7 protein-coding genes and 1 pseudogene are annotated in these 13196 nt (G+C 32.6%); 6 read left to right on the forward strand and 2 right to left on the reverse strand.

Features of this window, described 5'->3' with window-relative positions; genetic code table 11:
* Nucleotides 1-12: 12 nt before the first annotated feature.
* Nucleotides 13-594 (reverse strand): glycerol-3-phosphate 1-O-acyltransferase PlsY, encoded by a 582-nt coding sequence (plsY, locus tag CD111_RS08300; protein ID WP_188350548.1) that lies wholly within the window; start codon nucleotides 592-594, stop codon nucleotides 13-15.
* A gap of 198 nt (nucleotides 595-792) precedes the next feature.
* Between plsY and parE the strand changes: the two genes are divergently transcribed.
* From parE to alsT, 3 genes are all read left to right on the forward strand, one after another.
* Nucleotides 793-2796, forward strand: a complete 2004-nt coding sequence (gene parE / locus CD111_RS08305) for a DNA topoisomerase IV subunit B (protein WP_095088131.1) — start codon at nucleotides 793-795, stop codon at nucleotides 2794-2796.
* Nucleotides 2796-5210 carry a DNA topoisomerase IV subunit A gene (gene parC, locus CD111_RS08310; RefSeq protein WP_095088130.1) on the forward strand — a complete coding sequence of 805 codons (2415 nt, stop codon included), beginning with the start codon at nucleotides 2796-2798 and terminating at the stop codon, nucleotides 5208-5210. The genes parE and parC overlap by 1 nt, the downstream gene beginning before the upstream one ends.
* Before the next feature lie 85 nt (nucleotides 5211-5295).
* The gene (alsT, locus tag CD111_RS08315; RefSeq protein ID WP_229726508.1) at nucleotides 5296-6873 is read left to right on the forward strand and encodes a glutamine transporter AlsT; all 1578 of its coding nucleotides are present in this window, start codon (nucleotides 5296-5298) and stop codon (nucleotides 6871-6873) included.
* A gap of 63 nt (nucleotides 6874-6936) precedes the next feature.
* Here alsT and CD111_RS08320 read toward each other — a convergent pair whose 3' ends face one another.
* Complete coding sequence (locus CD111_RS08320) at nucleotides 6937-7920, reverse strand: DUF1002 domain-containing protein (protein ID WP_095088128.1); 984 nt, start codon at nucleotides 7918-7920, stop codon at nucleotides 6937-6939.
* 102 nt (nucleotides 7921-8022) lie between these two features.
* Between CD111_RS08320 and glcT the strand changes: the two genes are divergently transcribed.
* From glcT to ptsG (CD111_RS08335), 3 genes and pseudogenes are all read left to right on the forward strand, one after another.
* Entirely contained in the window at nucleotides 8023-8859 is an 837-nt protein-coding gene (gene glcT / locus CD111_RS08325) for a glucose PTS transporter transcription antiterminator GlcT (protein WP_095088126.1), read from the forward strand.
* 121 nt (nucleotides 8860-8980) lie between these two features.
* Nucleotides 8981-11047, forward strand: a pseudogene (gene ptsG / locus CD111_RS08330) (glucose-specific PTS transporter subunit IIBC).
* A gap of 15 nt (nucleotides 11048-11062) precedes the next feature.
* Nucleotides 11063-13090, forward strand: coding sequence for a glucose-specific PTS transporter subunit IIBC (gene ptsG / locus CD111_RS08335; RefSeq protein ID WP_095088124.1), 2028 nt, complete (start codon nucleotides 11063-11065; stop codon nucleotides 13088-13090).
* The last annotated feature ends 106 nt before the right edge of the window (nucleotides 13091-13196 follow it).

Here is a 13196-nt window from a genome sequence, read left to right on the forward strand (position 1 = left end):
GAGCATTCTCCTTTACATCCATTTGATTTTTGGTTCGCTTCCTTTGAATATTCTAACGATATTGGATTGATGTCTTACTAACAATATAACCATTATAGCAATTGAAACGAATAAAAATGGTAAATCACCAATGAATATCGCACCAATCACACAGCAAATACTTGCAACTATACTTGATAATGATACATATTTAGTAAGGAATAATATCGATAAGAATATAATTGCGAGTATAATTAACAATAGTGGGTGGACACCTAAAACAGCACCAGCACTTGTTGCTACAGCTTTTCCGCCACGGAACTTTAAGAAAATTGGGAACACATGACCAATTACTGCAAAAATACCTACAAATATACTAGGAATATCTACATTAAACCATAATGGGAAGAAAACTACAATAAATCCCTTGAATATATCGAGAAACATAACAATAAATCCAGCTTTTTTGCCTAACACTCTAAATGTATTGGTTGCGCCTAAGTTGCCACTACCAAATTCTCTAATATCTTTTTTATAAAATAATTTACCTAACACCAGGCCACTTGGAAAACATCCGACTAAGTAGCTAAGTATAATAACAACAAAAGTCATTATTGCAACACTCCTTTGATAGCAGGTATTAATAGTTTACCATAAGTATAAATAGGTTACTATTTAAAAAAGTAAAAGTTAAAGAAAGTAAAGTGAAATTGTACCACAATTAGTGATAGGACTTGCTTTTTCTAGTGATTTATAACAAAATAACTAATGTATAGCAATAAAAACGAACGTACGTTTGTAGGAGGAGAAATATTGAATAAACAAGCAAAAGTTCAATATGGTGAAGATTCAATTCAAGTACTAGAAGGTCTTGAGGCAGTAAGAAAAAGACCAGGTATGTATATAGGTTCAACAGATGTTCGCGGACTTCACCATTTAGTATATGAAATAGTAGATAACTCTGTTGATGAAGTTTTAAATGGGTATGGATCTGAAATAGAAGTTACAATACATAAAGATAATAGTATTTCAGTTTCAGATAATGGTAGAGGTATGCCGACAGGTCTACACAAAACAGGAAAACCAACACCTGAAGTAATTTTTACGGTATTACATGCTGGGGGTAAATTTGGCCAAGGGGGATACAAAACATCTGGCGGTTTACATGGTGTAGGTGCTTCAGTCGTTAATGCACTTAGCGAATGGTTAGAAGTAACGATTCATAGAGATGGTTACACTTATAAACAAACATTTAAAAATGGTGGTATTCCTGCAACAACTTTAGAGAAAAAAGGAAAGACTCGTAAATCAGGTACAACAGTACATTTCAAACCTGATCAAAGTATTTTTAAGTCTACAACGCATTTTAATTTTGAGACTTTATGTGAAAGACTTCAAGAATCAGCCTTTTTATTAAAAGCTCTAAAAATTAAAATAACAGACTTAAGAGAAGATGAACCGATTGTAGTGAATTATCATTACGAAGATGGGATTAAAGAGTTTGTTAAGTACTTAAACGAAGGTAAAGATGTACTTCATGATGTTGCAATGTTTAGTGGATCTTCTAATGAAATAGAAGTTGATATTAGTTTTCAATTTAATGATCAATATTCAGAGACAATATTAAGTTTTGTGAATAACGTTAGAACGAAAGATGGCGGTACTCATGAAACAGCATTAAAGTCATCGTTTACAAGAATATTTAATGAATATGCACGTAAAATTGGAGAATTAAAACCAAAAGATAAAAATTTAGATGGTAGTGATATTAGAGAAGGTTTAACCACAATTATTTCAGTAAGAATTCCAGAGGATTTATTACAATTTGAAGGGCAAACTAAATCTAAACTAGGTACAAATGAAGCAAGAGCAGCAGTAGACTCTGTTTTATCAGATCAATTACCATTTTACTTAGAGGAAAAAGGGCAATTATCTAAATCATTACTTAAGAAAGCAGTTAAAGCTTCACAAGCAAGGGAAGCAGCAAGAAAAGCACGTGAAGAAGCAAGAAATGGTAAGAAAAACAAACGTAAAGAAACTTTGTTATCTGGTAAATTGACACCAGCTCAGAGTAAAAATACAGACAAGAACGAACTATATTTAGTCGAAGGTGACTCTGCAGGTGGTTCAGCAAAACTTGGTAGAGATCGTAAGTTTCAGGCCATTTTGCCTTTAAGAGGAAAAGTAATCAATACTGAAAAAGCAAAACTAGATGACATTTTTAAAAATGAAGAAATAAATACAATTATTCATACAATTGGAGCTGGTGTGGGTCCAGATTTCAATATCGAAGATAGTAATTATAATAAAGTTATTATTATGACCGATGCAGATACAGATGGTGCGCACATCCAAGTATTACTTCTAACTTTCTTCTTTAAATATATGAGACCTTTATTTGAAGCAGGCAAAATTTATATTGCACTACCACCTTTATATAAAGTAGAAAAAGGTAAAGGTAAGTCTAAACAAGTTGAATATGCTTGGACAGATGAAGATTTGGATAAATTGATGAATAAATTAGGCAAAGGCTTTACTTTACAAAGATATAAAGGTTTAGGTGAAATGAACGCTGACCAATTATGGGAAACGACTATGAATCCAGAAACGAGAACTCTAATTAGAGTTAGTATCGATGACGAAGTACGTTCACAAAGAAGAGTGACAACATTAATGGGTGACAAAGTTGAGCCCCGTAGAGAATGGATTGAAAGACACGTACAATTTGGTATGCAAGAAGACCAAAGTATTCTGGAAAGTGATGATTTACAATTATTAGATGATGAAATTGAATCAACAGAGGGGGAAGTTAAGTAATGGTTGAGCAAATTCAAAACCTTCCTTTAGAAGATGTTATAGGAGACAGGTTTGGTAGATATAGTAAATATATCATTCAAGATCGTGCACTTCCTGACGTACGAGATGGACTTAAACCAGTACAACGTAGAATTTTATTTGCTATGTATAAAGATGGAAATCTTTATGATCGTAATTTTAGAAAAAGTGCTAAAACAGTCGGTAATGTAATCGGTAACTATCACCCTCACGGAGATTCTTCAGTATATGAAGCGATGGTAAGAATGAGTCAAGATTGGAAATTAAGACATGTTCTAATCGAAATGCATGGTAATAATGGTAGTATCGACAATGACCCACCAGCAGCGATGCGTTATACAGAAGCAAAGCTTAGTAAATTAGCCGAAGTGCTGCTTCAAGATATTGATAAAGAAACAGTAGATCATGTTGAGAATTTTGATGATACTGCGATGGAACCAATGGTGTTACCAGCTCGTTATCCAAATTTACTTGTTAATGGTTCTACTGGTATTTCTGCAGGTTATGCAACGGATATTCCACCACATAATTTAGGTGAAGTAATTGATGCAACTTTAAAATTAATCGACAAACCAAGTAGCACGATTGATGAATTAATAGAACATATTAAAGGTCCCGACTTTCCTACAGGCGGTATCATCCAAGGATTAGATGGTATTAAAAAGGCATATAGAACTGGAAAAGGAAAAATTGTCGTTCGGAGTAAAGTTGAAATCGAATCTATTCGTGGTGGAAGAGAACAAATTATTGTTACGGAAGTTCCATTTGAAGTAAATAAAAGTAGCTTAGTTAAAAAAATTGACGAACTTCGTGCAGATAAAAAAATCGAAGGCATTGTTGAAGTTCGTGATGAAACTGATAGAGAAGGCTTGAGAATTGCGATTGAACTTAAAAAAGATATAAACAGTGAAGGTGTACTTAACTATTTATATAAAAATACCGACCTACAAGTGTTGTACCATTTTAATATGGTTGCAATTAATAAGAGAAGACCAGAATTATTAGGATTGAAACAAATTTTGGAAAGCTATGTAGAACATCAAAAAGAAGTCGTAACAAGACGTTCTCAATATGAACTTTCACAAGCTGAAAAACGTATGCATATAGTTGAAGGGCTAATAAAGGCACTATCAATTTTAGATGAGGTTATTGAAACAATTAGAGCTTCAAATAATAAACGAGATGCTAAAGAAAATTTAATTGAAAAATATGCATTTACTGAAGAGCAAGCTGAAGCCATCGTTATGTTGCAATTATATAGATTAACAAATACGGATATTGTTTCTTTAGAGAAAGAATTCGATGAGCTAAAAGCAATCATTAAAAAACTTGAAGATATTTTAGGAAATGAAAAGTCACTACTTAAAGTCATTAAATCAGAACTTAGAAATATTAAAAAAGAATTTAGTGAAGAACGGTTAACAGACATCGAAGAAAAAATTACAGAAATTAAAATTGAAAAAGAAATTCTTGTTCCAAGTGAGGAAACAATTGTTTCAGTTACACATGATGGATATATTAAACGTACATCAAATAGAAGTTATCAAGCTAGTGGTGTAGAAGAAGTAGGATTGAAAGATGGAGACTACTTGTTGACGCACAAAAAAGTTAATACACAAGATACGATGATTGCATTTACTTCTAAAGGGAATTACTTATTTATACCTGTTCATGAAATTGTCGATTTGAAATGGAAAGAGCTGGGTAAACATATTTCACAAGTAATTACGATCGATGATGAGGAATATATAGTTAACGTATTTTTCGAAAATGATTTTAAACGTGGTTCAAATTATATTATTGCGACTAAGAACGGTATGATTAAGAAATCTACAAATGATAAGTTTAAAGCATCAAGAATAACGAAACCATTAGTTGCAATTAAACTTAAAGGTGATGACGAAGTCGTTTCAGTTATAAAGGTTACCGAAGATGAACTTATAACTGTGATCACTGAAAAAGGTATGAGTTTAACTTATGATACGGATGAATTATCTGATATAGGATTAAAAGCAGCCGGCGTTAAATCTATTAATTTAAAAGATAACGACAAAGTTGTAATGACGGAAACATTACCAAATACAAAAACTGTATTTATCGTGACTGACCGTGGTTCAGTTAAACATATGAAATCTGATCAATTTATACCTGCGAAAAGGGCACAAAGAGGTCTTATGATTTTGAAAGAATTAAAATCTAAGTCACATAAAATTATAAGTGCCATGACACTTTCAGAAGAACAGGTTTGTGTCATTTCATCAAATAAAGATACAATTAAAATTAATACTAAAGATTTGAATTTTAGTGAAAGATATACGAATGGTCGATTTATTATTGATGAAACTGAATTTGGAGAAATACAAGATATATTCTTCGAACAAAAGTCACTAAACTAAAAAAATATAGTCATAAATGTACGTACATGGTAGAATTATATTAGTATTTTATAAATTTACATTAAAATAGAATTGAGGGGTTTCTTTGAAGGATTTTGATAGTTATATCCCAAGTTGGTTTCATGACTTTGTGCAATGGGGTAATGATTTAATTTGGACACAGAATTTAATTTTCTTACTTTTACTGGCTGGCATATTTTTTACAATTAGTTCTAGAGTAGTACAACTTAGATGGTTGCCAGAAATGTTTAGAGTTATTTTCGAAAAGCCAGAAACACTTGATGATGGGAAAAAAGGTATATCATCTTTCCAAGCCTTCGCAATTAGTGCAGCTTCCCGTGTCGGAACTGGTAACATTGCAGGAGTTGCAACAGCTATCGTGTTAGGTGGCCCTGGTGCAGTATTCTGGATGTGGGTTATCGCATTTATTGGTGCGGCAAGTGCATTCTTTGAAGCAACATTGGCTCAAGTATATAAAGTTAAAGACGAAGCAGGTGGATATAGAGGTGGACCTGCGTATTATATTGAACGTGGTTTAGGACAAAAATGGCTAGGTGTTATATTTGCGATATTAATCACGGTTACATTTGCATTTGTTTTTAACACAGTACAATCTAATACAATTGCAGCATCATTAAATGAACAATATGAATTTTCAAATATAACAACTGGTATTATATTAGCGATTATTACAGCACTTGTAATTTTTGGTGGTGTAAGAAGTATTGCGACTGTTTCATCATTTATCGTACCAATAATGGCAATAGGATATATTGGTTTAGTTGGTTACATATTATTTATGAACGTTGACCAAATTTGGCCAATGCTTCAAAACATCGTGAGAAGTGCATTTGGTTTACATCCTGCATTTGGTGGGGCTGTAGGTTTCGCTTTAATGCAAGGTATTAAACGTGGTTTATTCTCAAATGAAGCAGGTATGGGTTCTGCTGCCAATGCCGCAGCAACTGCAGCTGTAAGTCACCCTGTTAAACAAGGATTAATCCAATCATTAGGTGTATTCTTTGATACGATGATTATTTGTTCAGCAACAGCTATTATGTTATTACTATATACAGATTTACAATTTGGTCCAGATGCGGAGCAAGGTGTTGCTGTAACGCAAAAAGCTTTAACAACGCATGTTGGTGAATTTGGTGGTATATTCTTAACTGTAGCAGTATTTATGTTTGCTTTCTCATCAATCATAGGTAACTATTATTATGGGCAATCAAATATTGAGTATTTAACTAAAAATAAAATCGTAATGTTTATTTTTAGATTATTTGTAATAGCAATGGTATTTGTAGGATCAGTTATTCAAGTACAAACTGTATGGGATACAGCTGATTTATTTATGGGATTGATGGCCATAATTAATATAATAGCGTTATTCGGACTTGCAACAGTTGTCTTTGAAGTTGCAAAAGATTACAGAAGTCAAAGAAAGCGTAAGCTTAACCCAGTATTTAAAATAGAGAATATTAATGCCAACTTTAAGAATATTGAAGCATGGGGTAATAATCCATATAACCATGAAAGTAGTAAAGTTGATACAAATAAGCAAACTCAAAATACGTTTGATCAAACAGATTATCATGAATCGACTAATGAGGTTATTGATGATGAACAAGATACACTTAATCAAAATAATAAAGATGAATAACAAAAAATAACCTGAGATTGAATCTCAGGTTATTTTTTGTTTTGTATTAAGTTGGTTAAACATTTATTTAAATAAGTTTGCTATTGCGTTAAAGATATCTTTAATTGCGTTTACGATTTTATCCCAAATACCTTCATCCTGCAATTTATCTTTAATATTATTGCCAACATCCTCTGCTTTTTTCTTTGCATCTTTGAAGTCGTCAGATTTTACGATATCATTAACATAATCTTTTGAATTATTTATGAAATCTTTAGCATTTTCTCCATCAAACACACCATCGTTTTGTGCTTTTTGGATAACATTTACGATCATATTAATTTGATTATCTGAAACAATGTTAGTTAATCCGTTATCTTCGATTTTTTGGTTAACGATATTCGTTATTTCAGTTACCGATACATTTCCGGATTTTTCAGCAACAGCTTGTTTAGATTCAGCAATCGTTTTGTTTAATTGTGATTGTGAAAAGCCTTCTTGACCTTTATTCTCATCAGCAATTTGGTTAATTGTAGATAATTCTTCTTGTGCAACTTGTGTTCTTGATTCATTTATTTTTTCGCCTTGTGATTCAAATGCTTTATATACTCCGGCTAATGCACTTTCTCCAGTTACATCTTCACTTGAAGCTATTGTCACATCTGCATCTTGAATTCCAGCAGTCATCAATGCGTTTTTATAAGTATCTTCCGTTACTTTTGTGATTTTACCTTGGTCTTGATTAATATTTAAATTTAAGCCACTGCCCTTAGAGGTCTTAGTTATACGAATACTTGATTTTAAGACATCATTAGATGATTGCATATTTAAATATTTATTTAAGTCATCAGCATTTACATAAGTCACTTTATCGTTGTTTTTAGTTCCGAGCAGATGAGATGTTGTTTCTTTAGCAGAAGCATTATTCTCTAAAGAAGCACCATAAACGGTTACTGCATTATCCCATGCTTCTTCGGTAACAGCTTTAGCATTGTTTTTTGGATAGAAAATTGTAGAAATTAATAAAACTGATAATATTGAAAAAATATATAATCTTGATTTTTTCATTGTCAATACACATCCTGTAAATTTATTGGTATTAAAATACCTACCATTATATTAGCATCAATTGTATAATATGTAATAGGTCTTCAGAATGAGGTTTAACAAATGGGAAAATACGTTATAGAAAAAACGCTCAATAATAATGTATTAGTTGCAAATTACTACGAAAAAGAAGTAATCCTAATTGGAAAAGGAATTAGTTTTGGTAAAAAACAGGGTGATGTAATTAATACTGACTTAATTGAAAAAATATATTTATTAGAATCTGAAAGAGATAAAGATAAATACAGACAATTGTTAGATGATACAAATGAATATGTATTTAACGCTGTTCTAGAAGTAGTAAACGGGATTGATAGACAATTAGGTGGAAGTGTAAGTGAAAAGACACTCATATCATTAACTGATCATATTATATTTGCTATTAAACGAATTAAAGAAGATATACATGTTCATAATCCATTTTTAAAGGAAACAGAGTTACTTTATCCAAGAGAGTACAAGATTGCAGAAACAGCAGTAAAAGCATTAAATGAAAAGTTAGATTTACAGTTTATAGAATCTGAAGCAGGATTTATAGCATTGCATATACATTCAGCTGAAGTGAATCACACAATACATGATATTTATAACATCAAAGAAATTATTCAAAATGCTATAATAATAATTGAAGAAGACCTAGAAGTTACAATTGATAAAAATAGTATTAATTACAGTCGATTTGTCAGACATTTACATTTTGCTATTCAAAGAGTTTTAGCAGATGAAAGAATTCCTGATGCTACAAATATCGAAACGTTATTGAAAGCGCAATATCCACTGTGCTATAATATATCCATAAAGATAGTGAAGATGATGCAATCACAGTTGAAGAAACCAATTTACCAATCTGAATTGGCATATTTAACGATGCATATCCAACACTTTAATAATAACTTATAAATTGCGTGTTACTGATACGATCAGGCATGAGCAAATAGACACTACCGATTCGGTGGGTTTCTTTGCTCATGCCTTTTTTAGTGCATTCATTTATTTAGTTAAAAAATAGGAGGGTTTATACATGTTTAAAAAGTTCTTTGGTCAGTTGCAACGGATTGGTAAAGCATTAATGTTACCTGTTGCAATCTTGCCAGCTGCGGGTATTTTACTGGCATTCGGGAATGCAATGAAAAATGAGCAATTTATTCAAATTGCACCATGGCTAAAATCAGATGCTATCGTTATGATTGCGTCAGTTATGGAGTCTTCAGGGCAAATTATATTTGATAATTTACCGTTACTCTTTGCAATTGGGACTGCTTTAGGATTAGCAGGAGGAGATGGTGTTGCCGCTTTAGCTGCATTAGTTGGTTATTTAATAATGAATACAACTATGGGTGTCGTTAAAGGGTTAACGATAGATAATATTTTCTCTTATGCTGAAGGTGCAAAGACATTAGGTCAAACAGCTAAAGAACCAGCTAACGCACTTGTTCTTGGAATACCGACACTTCAAACTGGAGTATTTGGCGGTATTATCATGGGTGCATTGGCAGCTTGGTGTTATAACAAATATTACAATATAACGTTACCTTCATTTTTAGGATTCTTTGCAGGTAAATGATTCGTACCAATTATGACATCGGTTATTGCAATTATTACAGGTATTGTCCTTTCATTCGCTTGGCCACCAATTCAAGAAGGCTTAAATATGTTATCAACATTTTTATTAAATAAAAATCTTGCCGTAACAACATTCTTGTTTGGTGTTATTGAAAGGTCATTAATACCATTTGGATTGCATCATATTTTTTATGCCCCATTTTGGTTCGAATTTGGTGAGTATGTAAATAAAGCAGGTGTACTTGTTCGTGGGGATCAACGAATCTTTATGGAACAGCTAAAGGATGGCGTTCCATTTACTGCAGGTGCATTCACTACTGGTAAATATCCATTTATGATGTTCGGTTTACCGGCAGCCGCATTTGCTATTTATCGTCAAGCTCGTCCAGAACGTAAAAAGGTTGTCGGCGGTTTAATGCTATCTGCTGGGTTAACGTCATTCTTAACAGGTATTACAGAACCTTTAGAATTTTCATTCTTATTTGTAGCGCCGATATTATATGGTATTCACGTATTATTAGCTGGTACATCATTCCTTGTTATGCATTTATTACATGTACAAATAGGTATGACGTTCTCTGGAGGATTTATCGATTATATTCTTTACGGTCTGATCAATTGGGATAGAACAAACGCGTTATTAGTAATTCCAGTTGGTATTATTTATGCATTGATTTACTATTTCTTATTCACGTTTGCAATTAAGAAATTTAATTTAAAAACACCTGGTAGAGAAGTAGAAGAAACTGAATCACGTAACAGTTCAGTTGCTGAATTACCTTTCGATGTTTTAGATGCAATGGGTGGTAAACAAAACATTAAACACTTAGATGCGTGTATCACACGACTAAGAGTTGAAGTTCTTGATAAGTCTAAAGTAGATAAAGGTGCTTTAAAATCGTTAGGTGCATCAGGTGTGCTTGAAGTTGGAAATAATATGCAAGCAATATTTGGTCCAAAATCAGATCAAATTAAACATGATATGGCCAAAATTATCTCAGGCGAAATTTCTAAACCGAGTGAAACAACAGTTACAGAAGATGGAGATCCAGAAAGTTTAGCTATACTTGTTGAAGGTGGTGCTACAGTTTATTCACCAATTAAAGGTGAAGTTGTAAATATAACTGAAGTACCTGATAAAGTATTTTCTGAAAAAATGATGGGTGATGGTATCGCAATCATTCCTGAAACAGGTGAAGTAGTAGCACCATTTGATGGAAAAGTAAAAATGGTATTCCCTACAAAACACGCGATAGGTTTAGAATCAAAAGAAGGTGTAGAACTATTAATTCACTTCGGATTAGAAACAGTTAAACTTGAAGGTGAAGGATTCGAAATTTTAGTTGAAGCAGATGCTCATATAGTGAAGGGCCAAACTTTAATGAAAGTTGACTTGGACTATATTAAACAACATGCAGATAGTACTATAACACCGATTGTGATTACGAATTTAGACAACAAAGAATTAGAAATTTTGGAAACTGGAAGTATAGAGCAAGGCGATAAACTTCTAGTCGTAAAATAATCAAGGAGGATAACAATGTTTAAAAAATTATTTGGGCAAATGCAACGCATTGGTAAAGCATTAATGTTACCAGTTGCAATCTTGCCAGCAGCAGGTTTATTGTTAGCGTTTGGTGCAGCAATGCAAACACCAAATTTAGTTGAGGCCTTACCGTTTTTAGATACTGAAATTATGAAGAATATTGCTGAAATGATGAAAGGTGCAGGCGGTATTATCTTTGATAATTTACCTATGTTATTTGCGCTTGGTGTAGCAATAGGTTTAGCAGGAGGAGACGGTGTTGCAGCAATTGCAGCATTTGTTGGTTTCTTAGTATTAAATGTAACAATGGGTAATTTCTTAGGTATAGAAGCTAAAGATATAAATGCTGACAATCCACAATATGCTAATGTATTAGGAATTCCTACATTACAAACTGGTGTGTTTGGTGGTATCATCATCGGTGCCTTAGCCGCATGGTGTTATAATAAATTCTACAATATTAATTTACCAGCGTTTTTAGGATTCTTTGCTGGTAAACGATTTGTACCCATTGCAATGGCTACAACTTCATTTGTATTAGCATTTATTATGGCTTGGATTTGGCCATATATCCAAACAGGTTTAAATGAATTTTCATCTAGCTTAATTGATGCAAATAGTGGTGTAGCAGTATTCTTATTTGGTTTCATTAAACGATTACTGATTCCGTTTGGCTTACACCATATCTTCCATGCGCCGTTTTGGTTTGAATTTGGAGAATACACGACTACTGCTGGAAAAGTAGTTCATGGTGATTTATCAATATTCCAAGCGCAAATTGCAGATAACGTGAAATTAACATCTGGTAAATTTATGCAAGGTGAGTTCCCAGTCATGATGTTTGGACTTCCAGCAGCAGCGTTAGCCATTTATCATACGGCGAAACCTGAAAATAAAAAAGTTGTTGCAGGTTTAATGGGATCAGCAGCATTAACATCATTCTTAACAGGTATTACGGAGCCATTAGAATTTTCATTCTTATTCGTAGCACCATTATTATTCTTTATTCATGCAGTGTTAGATGGATTATCATTCTTAATTTTATACTTACTAGATTTACATCTAGGATATACATTCTCAGGTGGATTTATTGATTTCTTTACTTTTGGTATTTTACAAGGTAAAACAGCATGGTGGTTAGTTATTCCAGTCGGCATAGTATATGCTGTTATATATTACTTTGTATTTAGATTCTTTATTACTAAATTCAACTATAAAACACCAGGTAGAGAAGAAAATCAACAAAAATCAACAAAAGTCTCAACGAGTGAATTACCATTTTCAGTATTAGATGCTATGGGTGGTAAAGAAAATATTAAACATTTAGATGCATGTATTACACGATTAAGAGTTGAAGTACAAGATAAATCTAAAGTAGATAAAGATACACTAAAAGCATTAGGTGCTTCAGGTGTACTTGAAGTTGGTAATAATATGCAAGCAATATTTGGTCCGAAATCAGATCAAATTAAACATGATATGGCAAAAATTATCTCAGGAGAAATTTCTAAACCAAGTCAAACAACAGTTACAGAAGACGGAGACGCAGAAAGTGCAGCTATCCTTGCAGAAGGAGGCGCTACAATTTATTCACCAGTTAAAGGAGAAGTTGTAAACATCACTGACGTTCCTGATAAGGTTTTCTCTGGAAAAATGATGGGAGATGGTATCGCAATCATACCTGAAACAGGAGAAGTAGTAGCACCATTTGATGGGAAAGTAAAAATGGTCTTCCCAACTAAACATGCGATAGGTTTAGAATCAAATGATGGCGTAGAATTATTAATTCACTTCGGACTAGAAACTGTTAAACTTGAAGGTAAAGGATTCGAAATTTTAGCTGAAGCAGACACTGATATTGTTAAAGGACAACCATTGATGAAAGTTGATTTAGATTTCATTAAAGAACATGCAGAAAGCACAGTAACACCAATTGTTGTTACGAACTTAAACGATTCTCAATTAGAAGTGCTTGCTTCTGGTAAAGTGGAACAAGGCGATAAAGTTTGTGTTGTAAAATAATCATTGAGTAACTTTAAAACATTAGAAATATAAACAGGGCTGAATAGAAAAGCAATTTTCTCTTCAGTCCTGTTTTGTTATAAGAAATAAAAGTTTTAACTAAATT

Source organism: Mammaliicoccus stepanovicii, assembly GCF_002902525.1.
Classification (GTDB): domain Bacteria; phylum Bacillota; class Bacilli; order Staphylococcales; family Staphylococcaceae; genus Mammaliicoccus; species Mammaliicoccus stepanovicii.